The organism is Streptomyces sp. NPDC059373 (assembly GCF_042751495.1).
Lineage (GTDB): Bacteria > Actinomycetota > Actinomycetes > Streptomycetales > Streptomycetaceae > Actinacidiphila.
Genome location: NZ_JBHYXC010000001.1, coordinates 438,173 through 455,425, shown reverse-complemented (window position 1 = coordinate 455,425; position 17,253 = coordinate 438,173). Strand labels below are relative to the sequence as shown.

Here is a 17,253-nt window from a genome sequence, read left to right as displayed (position 1 = left end):
ACGTAAGGAGGCCGTGGTCTTGCGGCTCACAGTCATCGGCACCGGCTACCTCGGTGCCACCCATGCCGCCTGCATGGCGGAGCTCGGGCACGAGGTGCTGGGCGTCGACATCGACCCCGACAAGGTCGCCGCGCTCGGCGCCGGGCGGGTGCCCTTCCACGAGCCGGGGCTCGAGGAACTGCTGGCCAGGCACACGGCTTCCGGGCGGCTGCGGTTCACCACGTCGTACGAGGAGGCGGCGGCCTTCGGCCGGGTGCACTTCGTGTGCGTCGGCACGCCGCAGCGCAAGGACACCGACTCCGGTGCCGCGGACATGCGTTACGTGGACGGGGCGGTCGAGGCGCTCGCCGCGCACCTGGGCGAGGGCGCGCTGGTGGTCGGCAAGTCGACGGTGCCGGTGGGGACCGCCCAGCGGCTGGCGGGGCGGCTGCCGGCGGGGGCGGAACTGGCGTGGAACCCGGAGTTCCTGCGGGAGGGCTTCGCGGTACGGGACACGCTGAGCCCGGACCGGCTGGTGCTGGGGGTGGAGAGCGCGTCTGCTGAAACGCTTCTGCGCGAGGTGTACGCGGCCGTGATCGAGGCCGGGACGCCGGTGGTGACGGCCGACTTCCCGACCGCCGAGCTGGTGAAGACCGCCGCCAACGCCTTTCTGGCCACCAAGATCTCCTTCATCAACGCGATGGCGGAGGTCTGCGAGGCCTCCGGCGGCGACGTCTCCGTACTCGCCCGCGCCATCGGCCACGACGACCGTATCGGCGCCCGCTTCCTGCGGGCCGGGGTCGGCTTCGGCGGGGGCTGCCTCCCCAAGGACATCCGCGCCTTCGCCGCCCGGGCCGAGGAGCTGGGCGCCGGCGAGTCGCTGGCCTTCCTGCGGGAGGTCGACGCGATCAACCTGCGGCGCCGGGACCGGGTCGTCGACCTGGCCCGGGAGCTGTGCGGCGGATCGCTGACCAGCAGGCGGGTGGCGGTGCTCGGCGCGGCCTTCAAGCCCGACTCCGACGACATCCGGGACTCGCCCGCCCTCGATGTGGCCGCCCGCCTCCATCTGGAGGGCGCCCAGGTCGCGGTGTACGACCCCAAGGCCATGGACAACGCCCGCAAGGCGTACCCGGTACTCGGGTACGCGGCATCCGCGCAGGACGCGGTGCAGGGGGCCGATGTCGTACTGCACCTGACCGAATGGCAGGAATTCCGGGACCTGGACCCGGCGGAGCTGGCCGACAGCACCGCCCGGCAGCAGATCGTCGACGGCCGGGGGGCCCTCGACGAGAAGCGCTGGACGGCCGCCGGCTGGTCCTTCCACGCACTGGGCCGGCCCCATACGCCGGCCTCACGAACCGAGGAGAGACAGTGAACACACCGGACACGGCGGCGCAGATCCCCGCGCCCTGGGGGGACGTACCGGTCACGGTCGTCATGCCGACCTACAACGAGGCGGCCAATCTGCCGCGCATCGCCGAGATCGTGCTCGCCCTCCCGCTCCCGGGCCTGCACCTGAAGATCGTCGACGACAACAGCCCCGACGGCACCGGCCGCATCGCCGAGGAGCTCGCCGAGAAGGCCAACGCCGGCGGCCGCCGCCGGATGAGCGTCCTGCACCGCACCGCCAAGGACGGACTGGGCCGGGCCTACGCGGCCGGCATGTCAGCCGCGCTGGACGAGGGCGCGGAGTTCGTGGTCCAGATGGACGCCGACGGCAGCCACCCGGCCCATGTCGTACCGCAGATGGTCGGCACCGCCCTGTCGACCGGGGCCGGCTTCGTGGTCGGCAGCCGCTACGTCGACGGCGGCTCGCTGGACGAGGACTGGGGCCTGCACCGCCAGATCCTGTCCGGCTTCGCCAACCGCTACGCACGCGGCATCCTCGGCATCAAGATCCGCGACATCACGGCCGGCTTCAACCTCTGGCGCGCCCAGACGCTGCGCGACGTGGACCTCGCCACCCTCGACAGCGCCGGCTACAGCTTCCAGGTCGAGCTGAAGTTCCTGGCGGTGCGGCGCGGGCACAACGGCGTCGAGATCCCGATCCGCTTCGAGGAGCGCACCGAGGGCGTCTCCAAGATGAGCCTGTCCACGCAGTTCGAGTCCGCGCTCGTCCCGCTGCGACTGCGGATGCGCAACCGCAGCTGACCGAACACCCCGAGCGGCTGGTTCACAGCCGCGCCGCCGCCCCGATGGGCGTCGCGCCGCGCGTGTCCAGCAGCAGCTGGGCCTTCACCGCCAGGCCCTGCAGATCGTACGTACGGTGATGCTGCAGCAGCACCGTCAGATCGGCGTCCGCCGCCGCCTCCCACAGTGAGTCGGCGCGCGGCACCGGGCGGTCCAGGACGCGCCATTCGGGGGCGTACGGGTCGTGGTAGCCGATCTGGGCGCCCAGCTCGATGAGCCGGGTGGCGATCTCGCGGGCCGGAGCGCCCTGCTGGTCCGCGAGGTCGGCCTTGTAGGTGACGCCGAGCAGCAGGACACGGGCGCCGCGCAGCGACTTGCCGTGCTCGTTGAGCAGGGCGGCGGCACGCTGGACGACGTAGCGGGGCATGCGGGTGTTGACCTCCTGGGCCAGCTCGACCATGCGCAGCGGGTGGCCGAGGACGCGGCCCTGGTAGGAGAGGTAGTTGGGGTCGAGCGGCACCCCGTGGCCGCCGACGCCGGGGCCGGGGCGGAAGGCGTGGAAGCCGAAGGGCTTGGTCTCGGCGCAGCGGATGACGTCCCAGATATCGACGCCGACGTCGTGGCAGAAGACGGCCATCTCATTGGCGAGCGCGATGTTGACGTGCCGGAAGTTGGTCTCCAGCAGCTTGACCGTCTCGGCCTCGCGCAGCCCCCGCGCCCGTACGACACGTTCGGTGAAGCGGCCGTAGAAGGCGGCGGCGGCCTCGGTGCAGGCGGAGGTGAGGCCGCCGATCACCTTGGGGGTGTTGGCGAGCGTGTAGTCCCGGTTGCCGGGGTCGGCGCGGCCGGGGGAGTAGGCCAGGTGGAAGTCGCGGCCCGCCCGCAGCCCGGAGCCCTCCTCCAGGATCGGCTGCAGGAATCCCTCCGTGGTGCCGGGGTAGACCGCCGACTCCAGGACGACGGTGGTGTGCGGGCGCAGCTGCGCGGCGAGCGTACGGGCGGCGGCCCCGACCGCCGACAGGTCCAGCACGCCGTCCTCGCCCAGCGGCGCCGGCGCGCAGATCACGGCGGTACGGACCCGGCCCAGCGCCACCGGGTCGGCGGTGGCCCGGAAGCCGCCGGCCAGCATGCGGCGTACGTCGGAGGCGGGCAGGGCGCCGGAGGGGACGCGGCCGGCGTTGACGGCGGCGACGGTGCGCTCGTCGGTGTCGTGTCCGATGACGGCGAGCCCGGCGGCGGTGGCCGCCTGCGCGAGGGGGAGTCCGGTGTGGCCGAGTCCGATGACAGCGAGGTCTGCGGGCATGGGGCGGTCCCTCTCCGTACGTTCCCGTACGTTCGTACGCGAGCCGAATGGCTCCAAAACAGGCTAACCAGACAGATAGGTGATATGACTGCGCGCCGCGCCGATATCGCGATATGCCGGACAGGCAAGGCTGGCCGTCCGACCGCTCACGGGTGACCCTGGATGGACGGGGACCCCCACCACGGGAGGCAACGAATGCGTACGGCGACACTCGGACCGGCGGAGCGGACCGCCGCGCTCGCGCGGATGGCGGAGAAGGAACTCGACATCCTCGTCGTGGGCGGCGGCGTCGTCGGTGCCGGCACCGCGCTCGACGCGGCGACCCGAGGCCTGGCCACCGGAATCGTCGAGGCCCGCGACTGGGCCTCCGGCACCTCCAGCCGCTCCAGCAAGCTCATCCACGGTGGCCTGCGCTACCTGGAGATGCTCGACTTCGCCCTCGTACGCGAGGCGCTCAAGGAACGCGGCCTGCTCACGCAGCGGCTCGCCCCGCATCTGGTGAAGCCGGTGCCCTTCCTGTATCCCTTGCAGCACCGCGGCTGGGAGCGGATCTACGCGGGCTCCGGCGTCGCCCTCTACGACGCCATGGCCATCTCGTCCGGGCACGGTCGCGGGCTCCCGCACCACCGGCACCTCTCGCGCCGGCACGCGCTGCGGATCGCGCCCAGCCTGAAGAAGGACGCCCTGGTCGGCGCCCTGCAGTACTACGACGCCCAGGTGGACGACGCCCGGTACGTCGCCACGCTGGTCAAGACGGCGGCGGCGTACGGCGCCCTCGCCGCGAACCGGGCCCGGGTCGTCGGCTTCCTGCGGGAGGGCGAGCGGGTCGTCGGCGCGCGGGTGCGGGACGTCGAGGGCGGCGGGGAGTACGAGGTCCACGCCAAGCAGGTCGTCAACGCCACCGGCGTCTGGACCGACGACACCCAGGCCCTCATCGGCGAGCGCGGCCAGTTCCATGTGCGGGCCTCCAAGGGCATCCACCTGGTCGTCCCCAGGGACCGCATCCACTCCACCAGCGGCCTCATCCTCCGTACGGAGAAGAGCGTCCTGTTCGTCATCCCCTGGGGCCGGCACTGGATCGTCGGCACCACGGACACCGACTGGGACCTCGACAAGGCCCATCCGGCCGCGTCCAGCGCCGACATCGACTACCTGCTCGAGCACGTCAACTCGGTGCTGGCCGTCCCGCTGACCCGCGACGACGTGGAAGGCGTCTACGCCGGTCTGCGGCCCCTGCTGGCCGGCGAGAGCGAGGCCACCAGCAAGCTCTCCCGTGAGCACTCGGTGGCGCATCCGGTGCCGGGTCTCGTGGTCGTCGCGGGCGGCAAGTACACCACCTACCGCGTCATGGCCAAGGATGCCGTCGACGAGGCCGTCCACGGCCTCGACCACCGCGTCGCCGACTGCGTCACCGAGGAGGTCCCGCTGGCCGGCGCCGAGGGCTACCACGCCCTCTGGAACGCCCGCGCGCACATCGCCGCCCGCTCCGGCCTCCACGTCGTCCGCATCGAGCACCTCCTCAACCGCTACGGCGCCCTCACCGACGAGCTCCTCCAGCTCGTCGCCGCCGACGCCTCGCTCGGCGAGCCGCTCGCCGCGGCCGACGACTATCTGCGGGCCGAGATCGTCTACGCCGCGAGCCACGAGGGTGCGCGGCACCTGGACGACGTCCTCACGCGGCGCACGCGCATCTCCATCGAGACCTTCGACCGGGGCACGCGCAGTGCGCGGGAGGCGGCGGAGCTCATGGCTCCCGTCCTCGGCTGGGACAAGGAGCAGATCGAAAAGGAGGTCGAGCACTACGAGAAGCGGGTCGAAGCCGAACGCGAGTCCCAGCGCCAGCCCGACGACCTCACCGCCGACGCCGCCCGCCTGGGCGCCCCCGACATCGTCCCCCTCTAACCGCCACGGTCACCGCGCCGGTTTCTCCCCACTCCTCGAACGCCGGACGGGCTGAATGGGCCCGGGTGGTGGCCGGATATCGTTGCGGCACGAGGGAAGGGGGCGCACCGTGTCGGACGAGGGACGGCTGGTGGCCGGGAGGTACCGGCTCGTGGAGCGGATAGGCCGCGGCGGGATGGGCACGGTGTGGCGGGCGGAGGATGAGCTGCTGGGCCGCGAGGTGGCGGTGAAGAGGCTGCATCCACCGCAGGCGCACCTGCATGAGGACGAGCTGGCGACGCTGTTCGAGCGGACCCGCCGGGAGGCGCGGGCGGCGGCGCGGATCAGCCACCCGAATGTGATCGTGGTGCACGATGTCGTGGAGGACGAGGGCCTGCCGACGATCGTCATGGAGTACGTGCCGTCCACCACCCTCGGGGAGCTGATCAAGAAGCACGGCCCGGTCGCCCCCGCCGAGGCCGCCCGCATCGGGCGCGGCATGATCGCCGCCCTGCGAGCCGCGCACGCCGCAGGCGTCCTGCACCGGGACGTCAAGCCGGGAAACGTCCTGCTCGGGGCCGCCGGCCGCGTCGTACTCACCGACTTCGGCATCGCACAGGCGTCCGGCACGTCCACGCTCACCCGGACGGGTGAACTGATCGGCTCGATCGACTTCCTCGCCCCCGAGCGCCTGACCGGCCGTGCCCCCGGCCCGGAGGCGGACCTGTGGGCGCTGGGCGCGACGCTGTACCAGGCGGTGGAGGGAAAGTCGCCGTTCCGTCGGGACACCGCGATCGAGACGGCGTACGCGATCGCGACGGACGAGGTGCCGGAGGCCCGCAATGCCGGGGCGTTGGCGCCGGTGATCGCGGGGCTGATGGTGCGGGATCCGCAGGAGCGGCTGTCCGCGGAGGCGGCGGAGCGGCTGCTGCGGGGCCCGGCGGCGGAGCCGGAGACCGCCCGGGTGGACCGGAGCGAGCTGGCGGCCGCGGGAGCCGTACCGCCCCCGGGGCCCGCATCGAGGGAGTTCACCACCCCGCTGCGCAGGACCGGGGCAGAGCCCAGGCGCCGCCGCACCGCCGTCTGGGTCACCGCGGCGGCCGTCGTCCTGGCGGTCGCGGGAGGCGGGACGTATCTGGCGACCCGCAGCCACACCACCGGGGGCGGGCCGGCCAAGCAGAACAACATCCGGCCGACGAGGCATCCCCATCCCACGCTCACGCCGTCCCCCGCCGTGTCGGATGCCGCCGCGCCCGTCCCGGAGGGCTACGCGCTCTCCGAAGAGACCGACCGTGGCTACTCCGTCCCCGTCCCCGACGGCTGGACCCGCCACGTCAAGGCCAACGGCGACATCGACTTCATCGACCCGACCCAGAAGGTCGATCTCAAGGTCAGCGCGATGGACTTCGCCGGCACGAGCCCGCTCCAGGGCTGGAAGGACCTCGAACCCCAGACGCGCAAGCAGGTCGGCGCCACCTACGAGCTGCTGCGTATGAACAGCACGAGCTGGCGCGGGAAGCCCGCCGCCATCTGGGAGTTCAGCTGGCAGGGTACGGCCCGCAAGTGGCACGCCATCGACCTGGGCTTCGGCCAGGAGGGTAGTACCGCGTACGCGATCTATCTTTCCGCCCCGGACAGTCAATGGGCCACGTACAAACCGGTGTTCGACAACGCCGTCGCCGGAATCCGGCTCACCGGTCAGTCCACCGGGTAGGGGGCGTGCAAGATCGCCCCGCAGAGTCAGGGATGATGGTCCCCATATACCGAACGGCACCGGGGGCAGAGGGATTTCATGGGCCAGGGGCAAGGCACGGACGGTGCCGCGGGCAGTGCCGGCACCGATCGCACCGATGGGCGGCTGCTCGCCGGCCGGTACCGGCTCGGTGAGGTCCTCGGCAAGGGCGGCATGGGCACGGTGTGGCGGGGGCTGGACGAGACCCTCGGCCGCAGTGTCGCGGTGAAGGAGCTGCGCTTCCCGCACAACATCGACGAGGACGACAAGCGGCGCCTCGTCACCCGCACCCTCCGCGAGGCCAAGGCGACCGCCCGGATCCGCAACACCGGTGCCGTCACCGTCTTCGACGTCGTCGAGGAGGACGACCGGCCCTGGATCGTCATGGAGCTGGTCGAGGGCCGTTCGCTGTCCGACGCGATTCGCGAGGACGGTCCCCTCACCCCCAAGCGCGCCGCCGAAGTCGGCCTGACCGTCCTCGATGTCCTCAAGGCCGCCCACAAGGAGGGCATCCTCCACCGCGACGTCAAGCCGTCCAACGTCCTCATCGCCGACGACGGCCGCGTCGTGCTCAGCGACTTCGGCATCGCCCAGATCGACGGCGACCCCTCCGTCACCTCCACCGGCATGCTCGTCGGCGCCCCCTCGTACATCTCGCCCGAGCGCGCCCGTGGTCACAAGCCCGGCCCGCCCGCCGACCTGTGGTCGCTCGGGGCGCTGCTGTACGCCTCCGTCGAGGGCCGGCCGCCGTACGACAGGGGCTCGGCCATCGCCACCCTCACCGCCGTCATGACCGAGCCGCTCAAGACCCCGGCCAACGCCGGTCCGCTGGCCGGCGCCATCCACGGCCTGCTCGTCAAGGACCCGGACCGGCGGCTCGACGACGACTCCGTACGCCCCCTGCTGACCGAGGTCGTCAACGCCCCGGACACCCCCGTCGCCCCGGCCTCCGACGCCACCCGCACCATCCCGCTCCCCGCCGACCCGCAGCCCACTCCCACCGACGCGCCGCCCGCCACCCGCAAGGCCGCCGCCGACCAGGCCCGGCTGCGCCGCGCGCTGAACAGCGTACGGAAGGTGAGGTCGGCCCCCGCGCCGGTGTCGGATCCCACCACGGCCGCGCCGGTCCCCGGGGAGGTTGACGGGCGGCGCAAGCGGGTGCTGATCATCGTGGCGACCGGGATCGCGCTGGCCATACTGGGCACGGTCATCGGCTTCTACACCGCCGCCCACAACGGCGAGAGCAACAACGGCTCGAAGAAGCCGGCGGGCTCGAGGAACAGCCAGTCGGTCAGCCCGAGTTCGAGTGGTTCGAGCGACGCGAAACAGGCCGAGACCAAGGCGTCCACCAAGCCGTCCGGGTCGGGGTCCGCGACCGACGCTGCTTCCGTCACGGCCTCCGCCTCCGCATCGGCGACCGTTTCGCAGACGTACAAGGCCGCGCAGGGCTTCTCCATCGGCCTGCCCAAGGGCTGGAAGTACTCCAAGACCGACCGCGCCGGAGCCCGCTTCACCGGCCCCAACGGCCAGAAGCTGCTGGTGGGTTGGACGACCACCCCCAAGAGCGATCCGGTCGCGGACTGGAAGAACCTCGAGACGACCATGACCCGCTCCAACTACCAGCGGGTCCACATAAGGGCCGTCACCTACCGGGGCTGGGACACCGCCGACTGGGAGTTCACGTACACCGACGGCGGTACCCGTTTCCACACCGTCGACAGGGGCACAGTGGTCAACAGCAAGCTGGGCTACGGAATCATGTACACCGCCCGCGACGCGGACTGGGACGGGGCCACGTCCAAGGCGACGTTGCAGACCTTCTTCAAGACGTTCAAAGCGGCCGGCTGACACAGCACCAGCACGTATCGTGAGTCCTTGCGGACAGAAAGCTCCGGTTGAGGACCGGATCTGACGCTTTGGGGAGGCGTCGTGGACGACTACGCGGGACGTGTGCTCGCCGAGCGCTACCGCCTGCCCCGGCCGCCCGCTGACGAGTACGAGCTGGTCGAGACGCGCGCCTTCGACACGTACAGCGGACAGGAAGTGCTCGTACGGCAGGTCCTCCTGCCGGAGGTGGTGAGCGCCGAACCGGGCGACGGGCCGGCGGCGGGTGGTGACGACCCGGGCCCGGGCAGCGACAGTGCGAGCCGGGCGCTCGAAGCGGCGCGCGCGGCAGGGGCGATACCCGACCACCCCCGCCTGGTACAGGTCTTCGACATATTCACCGACGGCGGCAGCCTCTGGATCGTCAGCGAGCTGGTCCCCGCCCGCCCGCTCGCCGCGCTCCTCGCCGACAAGCGGCTCAGCCCCTACCGCGCCGCCGAGGTCGCCTCCGACGTACTCACCGCGCTGCTCGCACTGCACGCCCACGGCTGGACCCACCGCAATGTCACCGCCGGCACCGTCCTGGTCTGCGACGACGGCCGCGCCATGCTCTCCGGGCTCGCCGCCGGGGCCGCGCAGGAAGCGCTGTCCGGCTACAACCCGGTGCCGGTGCGGGCCCTTGCGGGTGGCTCCGGGGGCGGCGGGAGCTGGGAAGGGCCCGACTCCGCGCTGGAGCTGGAGCGCGCCCGGCAGGCCCGCATGCACCTCGTGGGGCCGGTCACCGAGCGCTGGGCGCCCGAGCAGGCCACCCCGGTGCACGAGAACTGGCAGCTGGCCCCGCCGGTCGGCCCCGCCGCCGACCTCTGGGCGCTCGGCTCGCTCCTGTTCCGCAGCGTCCAGGGCCACCCGCCCTTCCCCGAGGAGAGCACCGCCGAGCTGGTCCAGCTCGTCTGCGCCGAACCGCCCGCCTACGCCGAGGAATGCGGGGCGCTGCGGCCCATCGTCGAGTCCCTGCTGCGCCAGGACCCCTCCGAGCGCCCCGACTTCGAGGAGCTGCGCGGCTGGCTGCGGTCCCTGGTGCGCTCCGCGCCCGAGCCCGACCTCGGGCTGCAGACCGTGCCCGTCCCGGCGGACGACCCGCACAAGCTGCCGATCGTACGGCGCCGCGGCGAGCTGGTCCGCAAGCGCAAGCAGGCCGCCGACCCGGTGCCGCTCCATCCCTCGCACGGCCGCCACAAGCGCGCCAAGGCCAAGAAACGGCGGCCCCGGGCCCCGCGCAGCCTCGGCCTCACGCTGCTCCTGGCCGTCGTTCTGCTGCTCGTGGCGACCGTGGCGTACGCCGTGCTCTTCATGCCGCGCAGCGGCAGCACGAACGGCTCCGCCGACACCTCGCAGACGGTGCCCGCACAGGTCTCCGACGGTAAGCCGAAGCCGTCGACGGCCCCGGCCACCAGCAAGGCGCCCTCCCACTCGCCGTCGCCGTCGGCCACGCCCTCGGCCACCCCGTCCGCGACCGTGACGGCGAGCGATCTCGGCAGCGACTTCAAGCTCCGCACCGACTCGGCCGGCTTCACCGTCGCCGTTCCCACCGGCTGGCAGCGGCACGGCAAGAACTCCAAGGGCCAGATCATCTACACCGGTGGCGACATGGAGCTCATCGTCGTCCCCGGCCGCGATTCCGTCGCCGATTTCGGCAGCGACCCGCTCGCCTACCAGTCCGACGGCGAGTCCGAACTCGACGCCTTCCGTTCCTCCGCCTGGTCCTCCGCCTTCGGCGCCCGCAGCCTCGACCTCAACGGCGTCTCCGCCGCCGAGGGCGAGTACACCTACCGCGACTCCTCCAACCGCGAGGTCTACGCCACCAACCTCGTCATGCTCCGCGGCGGCAGCTACCACGTCGTCCTCTTCGTCGGCCCGACCGCCCACACCGCCGACCTCAAGCGCTACTTCGACAAGGCCGCGGAGACGTACAGCACTTCGTCCTGAGGCCCGGCCCTTACGGCATGATGGGCGCATGGCAAGCGACGGGGGATACGCGGCCTTTCCGGACCCTTCCCCACCCGGGGTGATCGTCGGCCGCTACCGGATCACGGGCCGGCTCGGCCGTGGCGGGATGGGCACCGTATGGCGGGCCGAGGACGAGCTGCTGGGCCGTCAGGTCGCCGTGAAGGAACTGCTCCTGGACGACGACATGCCGGACGACGAGCGGCGGGGGCGCAGCGAGCGCGCGCTGCGCGAGGCGCGGACGGCGGCGCGGATCAAGCACCCCCATGTGATCGTGCTGCACGACGTCGTGGAGCAGGACGGCAACCCGTGGATCGTCATGGAGCTGGTCGACGGCCGCTCGCTCGCCGAGATCCTGGCGAAGGACGGGCCCGTCCCGCCGCGCGAGGCCGCCAGGATCGGGGCCGCGGTCACCGGCGCACTGCACGCCGCGCATGCCCACGGCGTGCTGCACCGGGACATCAAGCCCGCCAACGTGCTGATCGAGAACGGCACCGGCCGGGTCGTGCTCACCGACTTCGGCATCGCCCGCATGCTGGGCAGTACGACCCTGACCGAGGCGGGCGCCTTCGTCGGCTCGCCCGAGTACACCGCCCCGGAACGGATGTCGGGGCAGTCCGCGGGCCCGGCCTCCGACATGTGGTCGCTGGGCGTGCTGCTGTGCGCGGCCGTACGAGGCCAGTCGCCGTTCCGCCGGGACTCCCTGGGCGGGGTCCTGCACGCGGTCGTGTTCGACGAGATCCGGCCGCCCGCTGAGCTGGGACCGCTGCTGCCGGTGGTGACCGCACTGCTGGAACGCGACCCGGAGCGCCGGATGAGCGCACCGGACGCGGAGGAGCGGCTGCGCGCCCACGCGGACCGGCCGAACGCGTCGAACGCGTCGGCGCTGCCGGCCGACATACCCGCGCCCTCGGCACCCGCGACGACCACGCCCACCGTGCCCTCCGTACCGCCGAAGCAGCGCCGCCGTACGCCGCTGATCCTCGCCGCTCTGAGCATCGTCGTGGTCGGCGCCCTCGGCGCCGTGGCGCTCGTACGGAACCACAACAGCGGCAGCAGCCCCGCCCTGGCCGCGACGGCCCCCGGCCGTGCCGCCGGTGCGACGGCGAAGGCCACCGACCCGAGCCCCGGACGGAGCCCGGTCACGCCGACCGCCGGTTCCACCGCGACGGCCGTCCCCGCGGGCTACCGGCTCGCCGTCGACCCCAAGGGCTTCTCGCTCGCGGTGCCGGACGCCTTCACGCGGTCCTACCAGCCGCCGCGGGTCTTCTACTTCTCGCCCGGCGAGGTGTTCCGTATCGGCATCCGCACGGCCACCCCGGGCCACGGCGGCCCGCTCGCCGTCATGGAGGCCCAGCACGCGGACGGCCCCGGCACGTACAAGGGGTACCGCGACGGATTCGTCACCGAGACCACCCGCGCGGGCAATCCGGCCGCGTTGTGGGAGTTCACCTGGGACGGCTTCGGGGACGGCGGGGGCGCCCGCCGCACGTACGACCTGTGCTGGACCCAGGGCGGCCGGCAGTACGACGTGTGGGTGTCGTCGCCGGTCGCGAAGGCCGAACAGGGGCGGGAGTACTTCGACACGGCCCGCGACACCTTCCAGCCGGACCAGGCCCGGAACTGAGCTGCGGGAACGCCCAGCCTGCCAGCGCGCGCTGGCGCAATTGTGCGCAGCGGGTGAAAACTGGCTACCGGCGGGTATGCAGAACGCGCCGACGCGCCGTAACCTCGCGCCATGACGGACACAACTACTGGCGGTAACCCGGTCGCCCCCGCGGGCACGCGCACCGCGGCCGATGCGGTGACCCCGGAGCTGGTCGCACGGCTCACGCGTGGGATCCAGGGCAGCGGCCGGACGGCGAACCAGAGCCCGCTGACCGGGGAGAAGCTGGCGGACCTGCCGGAGTCGACGCCGGAGGACGTGGCCGCCGCGTACGAGAGGGCCAGGCAGGCCCGGAAGGCGTGGGCGGCGACGCCCGCGCGGCAGCGGGCCGCCGTGCTGCTGCGCTTCCACGACCTGCTGCTCGCCCGGCAGGCGGAGATCCTGGACCTGATCCAGCTGGAGACCGGCAAGGTCCGCCTCCACGCACACGAAGAAGTGCAGCTGGTCGCCGTCACCGCCCGCCACTACGGCCGCAAGGCCCCCGCCTACCTCCGGCGCCGCCGCCACACCGGCGCGATCCCGGTCCTGACGAAGGTCGCCGAGCTGCGCCAGCCCAAGGGCACGGTCGGCTTCATCGTGCCGTGGAACTACCCCTTCGCGCTGGGCGCGGGCGACGCGCTGCCCGCCTTCGCCGCGGGCAACGCGGTCGTCATGAAGCCGGACACCCAGACCGCGCTGACGCTGCTGTGGGCCCGGGAACAGCTCATCGAGGCCGGACTGCCGGAGGACGTCTGGCAGATCGTCATCGGCGAGGGCCCCGTCGTCGGCCCTGCCGTCGTCGAAGGCGCGGACTACGTCTCCTTCACCGGCTCCAGCCGCACCGGCCGCGATGTGGCGAAGCGGGCCGCCGACCGCCTCGTCGGTTTCTCCCTCGAACTCGGCGGCAAGAACGCCATGCTCGTCCTGAAGGACGCCGACCTCGACAAGGCCGCCGAAGGCGCCGTACGGGCCTGCTTCGCCTCCGCCGGGCAGCTGTGCGAGTCCATGGAGCGGCTGTACGTGCACGAGTCGGTCGCCGACGCCTTCCTGGAGCGCTTCGTCGCCCGCACCAAGGCCCTCAAGCTCGGCACCGGCCTCGCGTACGGCGCCGGAATGGGCTCGCTGGCCGGCACACGGCAGCTGGAGACCGTCACCCGCCACGTCGACGAGGCGGTGGACAAGGGCGCCACGGTGCTCGCCGGCGGCCGCCCCCGCCCGGATGTCGGCCCGTACTTCTACGAGCCGACCATCCTCGACGGCGTCGAGTCCCCGATGGCCGTCTGCGCCGAGGAGACCTTCGGACCGGTCGTCTCCATCTACCGCTTCACCGACGAGGACGAAGCGGTCGAGCGCGCCAACGCCACCCCGTACGGCCTCAACGCAGCCGTCTGGACCAAGGACACCCGGCGCGGCGCCCAGGTCGCCGCCCGCCTGCACTCCGGCACCGTCAACGTCAACGAGGGCTACGCCTCCGCCTACGGCAGCGTCCAGGCCCCGCTGGGCGGCATGGGCGAGTCCGGCATCGGCCGCCGCAACGGCTCCGAGGGCATCCTCAAGTACACCGAGGCCCAGACCGTCGCCACCCAGCGGCTGCTGCCGATGGCGCCCTCGCTGGGCATGACCGACGAGCAGTACGCGGCCTTCATGAGCCGCAGCCTCCGCGTGATGAAGGCCCTGCGCCTCCGCTGAAAGGAACAAGCCGGTGTCGCACGAGTACGACTACGACGTGATCGTGATCGGATCCGGGTTCGGCGGAGCCGTGAGCGCTCTGCGCCTGACCGAGAAGGGCTACATGGTCGGCGTCCTGGAGGCGGGCCGTCGCTTCACCCGCGAGACCCTCCCCAAGAACTCCTGGGACATCCGCAACTACCTCTGGGCACCGGCCCTGGGCCTGTACGGCATCCAGCGCATCCATCTGCTCAACAACGTGATGATCCTGGCCGGCGCGGGCGTCGGCGGCGGCTCGCTCAACTACGCCAACACCCTCTACGTACCGCCGAAGGCCTTCTTCGAGGACCGCCAGTGGGGCCACATCACCGACTGGCAGGAGGAGTTGAAGCCGTACTACGACCAGGCGCAGCGGATGCTGGGCGTCCGGCTCAACCCGACCATGACCCCCTCCGACGTCCATCTCAAGGCCGCCGCCGAGAAGATGGGCGTCGGCGACTCCTTCCACCTCGCACCGGTCGGGGTCTTCTTCGGTGACGGGAAGGACGCCCAGGGGGACGCCGAGGCAGCCCCCGGCGGCGAGGTCCCGGACCCGTACTTCGGCGGCGCGGGGCCGTCCCGCAAGGCCTGCACCGAGTGCGGGGAGTGCATGACGGGCTGCCGGCACGGCGCGAAGAACACGCTCAACGAGAACTACCTGCACCTCGCGGAGAAGGCCGGCGCGGCCATCCACCCCATGACGACCGTCACCGGCCTGTCCGAGAACCCGGAGGGCGGCTACGACGTCGCCACCGTCCCCACCGACCGGAAGAAGAAGGCCGGCCCGCACGTCCTGCGCGCCCAGTACGTCGTGGTCGCCGCCGGGACCTACGGCACGCAGACCCTGCTGCACGCCATGCGCGACACGGGCCGCCTGCCCGGCATCTCGGCCCGCCTCGGCGAGCTGACGCGTACGAATTCCGAGGCCCTGGTCGGCGCGCAGACCATCGACCGCCGCTACCGAAAACGCACCGGTCAGAAGCGGGCGGACTTCACCAAGGGCGTGGCCATCACGTCCTCGATCCACCCCAACGACAACACCCATATCGAGCCCGTCCGCTACGGCAAGGGCTCCAACGCGATGGGCGGCCTGGCCATCCTCCAGGTCCCGCACGGCGGACGCCTGCCGCGCGGGCTGGCCTTCCTGGTCAACTCCGCCCGCCACCCGGTGCTGACGATGCGCTCGATGTCCAACTACCGCTGGTCCGAGCGCTCGATCATCGGCCTGGTCATGCAGTCCCTGGACAACTCCCTGACCACCTACCGCAAGGAGAAGGGCCTCGGGAAGGGCCTGCTGACCGCCCGCCAGGGCCACGGCGCGCCCAACCCGTCCTTCATCCCCGAGGGCGCCGAGGCCGCCCGCCTCATCGCCGAGGAGATCAACGGCTTCGCGGGCAGCAATGTCGGCGAGCTGATCGGCACCCCGCTCACCGCGCACTTCCTCGGCGGCTGCCCGATCGGGGAGGACGCCGAGCGCGGCGTCATCGACCCGTACCACCGGCTGTACGGTCACCCCGGCATCCAGGTCGTCGACGGCGCCGCCGTCTCCGCCAACCTGGGCGTGAATCCGTCGCTGACCATCACCGCCCAGGCCGAGCGCGCGATGTCCTTGTGGCCCAACAAGGGCGAGGCGGACACCCGCCCAGCCCAGGGGGAGCCCTATATGCGGCTCGCGGCGGTCGAGCCGCACCACCCGGCGGTCCCCAAGGACGCGTTCGGCGCGCTTCGCCTGCCGTTGCTGCCGGTGCCGAAGGTCCCGCCGAAGTAGCCGCCGGGGCGCCCGCCGAAGCAGGCGCCCGGGCGTCGGTTCAGGCCGCGGCGCCGGCCTTGCGGCGGCGTACGACGAACATCGCGCCGCCGCCCACGGCCACGGCGGCGCCGCCCGCGAGGGCGATCACCGGCAGGGCGGAGGAGGAGCCGGTGTCGGCCAGGCTGCCGATCTGGGTGTCGCCGGTCGGCTTGATGTGCGTCTTGCCGCCGGTCTGCGGCTCGGCGTCGCCGGGGTCACCCGCGTCCGAACCGGCGGCCAGGATGGCGAACTCGTAGTAGCTGTCGCCGCCGGAGTAGACGCACTCGCCCTGGTTGTTGGCGTAGATGCCCGCGCTGATGGCGAAGCCGAGTCCGGCGGGGGCGGACTTCGCCACGCTCAGGCGGAGGTTGAGGGAGAAGGACTCGTTCGGCTTGACGTCGGTGAAGCCGACGTAGCCCGCCCCCTCGTCGTTCTCGTCGAGGGAGATGTCGATCCACTTGCCGCTCTCCGGGTCCTGCCACTGGAGGGTCAGGTAGCCGGTGGAGTCCTCGTACGTCGAGGAGTCGACCGAGCCCGTGAAGACTCCGAGGTCGACGCGGTCGTAGGCGGCGTCGGAGGAGTTGGAGACGTCCAGGGTGAAGCCGTGCCACCCGCTGCCGGCCGTGACCTTGGAGGGCAGGCCGGTGAGCGCGGTGGTGAGGTTGGGGTCCTCGATGTAGTCGCCCGAGTCGTCGCAGTTCAGGCCGGTCGTCGGCGACGCGGAGGCCGACGCGGAGGCCGACGCGGACGCGGAGTCCGAGGCGGAGGCCGACGCCGAGGGCGAGGCGGTGTCGCTCGCGGAGGCCGACGCCGAGTCCGAGGCGGAATCCGACGCGGAAGCGGACGACGAGGCCGTCTCGGTCGCGGGGGCGCCGGCGGACTCGGTGGCGTCGGCGGACGCGGATTCGCTTGCGGCCGCCGCGGCGGTGGCGGGCGTGGTCTCGTCCGCGTACGCGACGGCGGAGGCGCCGATCAGCGCGGCGGGGACGATGGCGGCGGTCGCGGCGGCGGCCGCGAGGGATCTGTGAAGCTTCATGCCAGGGAGACCCGCGTCGAGGACGCGTAGTTGTACGAGCCACACGGAAGATGCGAATCCGTGATCTATTCGATTCGCCCGATCGGGTGTCGAATGTCCGCACTCGTCCCGTGGATGAGTAATCTGTGTCTCGCAGAGCGGCCGGTCCCGAGCGTCCCCGGAACCGACCGCCTCTTTGAGTCGTGACCGGGCTGCTGTCCCCTGCTGTCCGGTCACATACACC

11 protein-coding genes are annotated in these 17,253 nt (G+C 72.2%); 9 read left to right on the top strand and 2 right to left on the bottom strand.

Annotation, left to right across the window (positions count from 1 at the left end):
- Positions 1 to 19 precede the first annotated feature (19 nt).
- Positions 20 to 1,354, top strand: a complete 1,335-nt coding sequence (locus ACFXJ5_RS02055; protein WP_384625536.1) for a UDP-glucose dehydrogenase family protein — start codon at positions 20 to 22, stop codon at positions 1,352 to 1,354.
- A 62-nt stretch (positions 1,355 to 1,416) separates the two neighbouring features.
- Positions 1,417 to 2,130 carry a polyprenol monophosphomannose synthase gene (locus ACFXJ5_RS02050; RefSeq protein WP_384626545.1) on the top strand — a complete coding sequence of 238 codons (714 nt, stop codon included), beginning with the start codon at positions 1,417 to 1,419 and terminating at the stop codon, positions 2,128 to 2,130.
- Between the two features lie 22 nt (positions 2,131 to 2,152).
- Here ACFXJ5_RS02050 and ACFXJ5_RS02045 read toward each other — a convergent pair whose 3' ends face one another.
- The gene (locus tag ACFXJ5_RS02045; RefSeq protein WP_384625534.1) at positions 2,153 to 3,412 is read right to left on the bottom strand and encodes a nucleotide sugar dehydrogenase; all 1,260 of its coding nucleotides are present in this window, start codon (positions 3,410 to 3,412) and stop codon (positions 2,153 to 2,155) included.
- A 195-nt stretch (positions 3,413 to 3,607) separates the two neighbouring features.
- Between ACFXJ5_RS02045 and ACFXJ5_RS02040 the strand changes: the two genes are divergently transcribed.
- The 7 genes from ACFXJ5_RS02040 (at position 3,608) to ACFXJ5_RS02010 (ending at position 15,973) form a co-directional block, all read left to right on the top strand.
- The gene (locus ACFXJ5_RS02040) at positions 3,608 to 5,314 is read left to right on the top strand and encodes a glycerol-3-phosphate dehydrogenase/oxidase (RefSeq protein WP_384625531.1); all 1,707 of its coding nucleotides are present in this window, start codon (positions 3,608 to 3,610) and stop codon (positions 5,312 to 5,314) included.
- 109 nt (positions 5,315 to 5,423) lie between these two features.
- Entirely contained in the window at positions 5,424 to 7,007 is a 1,584-nt protein-coding gene (locus ACFXJ5_RS02035; RefSeq protein WP_384625529.1) for a serine/threonine-protein kinase, read from the top strand.
- Positions 7,008 to 7,085: 78 nt separating this feature from the next.
- On the top strand, positions 7,086 to 8,873 hold the full coding sequence (locus tag ACFXJ5_RS02030) for a protein kinase domain-containing protein (RefSeq protein WP_384625526.1): 1,788 nt from the start codon (positions 7,086 to 7,088) through the stop codon (positions 8,871 to 8,873).
- 81 nt (positions 8,874 to 8,954) lie between these two features.
- Positions 8,955 to 10,835: a serine/threonine protein kinase gene (locus ACFXJ5_RS02025; RefSeq protein WP_384625524.1), complete on the top strand. Its 1,881-nt coding sequence runs from the start codon at positions 8,955 to 8,957 to the stop codon at positions 10,833 to 10,835.
- A 28-nt stretch (positions 10,836 to 10,863) separates the two neighbouring features.
- Entirely contained in the window at positions 10,864 to 12,480 is a 1,617-nt protein-coding gene (locus tag ACFXJ5_RS02020) for a protein kinase domain-containing protein (protein ID WP_384625521.1), read from the top strand.
- A gap of 111 nt (positions 12,481 to 12,591) precedes the next feature.
- Positions 12,592 to 14,187 (top strand): succinic semialdehyde dehydrogenase, encoded by a 1,596-nt coding sequence (locus tag ACFXJ5_RS02015; RefSeq protein ID WP_384625519.1) that lies wholly within the window; start codon positions 12,592 to 12,594, stop codon positions 14,185 to 14,187.
- A gap of 13 nt (positions 14,188 to 14,200) precedes the next feature.
- Positions 14,201 to 15,973 carry a GMC oxidoreductase gene (locus ACFXJ5_RS02010; protein ID WP_384625516.1) on the top strand — a complete coding sequence of 591 codons (1,773 nt, stop codon included), beginning with the start codon at positions 14,201 to 14,203 and terminating at the stop codon, positions 15,971 to 15,973.
- A gap of 40 nt (positions 15,974 to 16,013) precedes the next feature.
- Here ACFXJ5_RS02010 and ACFXJ5_RS02005 read toward each other — a convergent pair whose 3' ends face one another.
- Positions 16,014 to 17,030: an LAETG motif-containing sortase-dependent surface protein gene (locus tag ACFXJ5_RS02005; protein WP_384625514.1), complete on the bottom strand. Its 1,017-nt coding sequence runs from the start codon at positions 17,028 to 17,030 to the stop codon at positions 16,014 to 16,016.
- Positions 17,031 to 17,253 lie beyond the last annotated feature (223 nt).

Bases quoted from the DNA above. Each gene is read 5' to 3' on its own strand.
- ACFXJ5_RS02050 (WP_384626545.1), top strand. From the start codon at position 1,417: ATGCCGACCTACAACGAGGCGGCCAATCTGCCGCGCATCGCCGAGATC.
- ACFXJ5_RS02045 (WP_384625534.1), bottom strand. From the start codon at position 3,412: ATGCCCGCAGACCTCGCTGTCATCGGACTCGGCCACACCGGACTCCCC.
- ACFXJ5_RS02040 (WP_384625531.1), top strand. From the start codon at position 3,608: ATGCGTACGGCGACACTCGGACCGGCGGAGCGGACCGCCGCGCTCGCG.
- ACFXJ5_RS02030 (WP_384625526.1), top strand. From the start codon at position 7,086: ATGGGCCAGGGGCAAGGCACGGACGGTGCCGCGGGCAGTGCCGGCACC.
- ACFXJ5_RS02020 (WP_384625521.1), top strand. From the start codon at position 10,864: ATGGCAAGCGACGGGGGATACGCGGCCTTTCCGGACCCTTCCCCACCC.
- ACFXJ5_RS02015 (WP_384625519.1), top strand. From the start codon at position 12,592: ATGACGGACACAACTACTGGCGGTAACCCGGTCGCCCCCGCGGGCACG.
- ACFXJ5_RS02005 (WP_384625514.1), bottom strand. From the start codon at position 17,030: ATGAAGCTTCACAGATCCCTCGCGGCCGCCGCCGCGACCGCCGCCATC.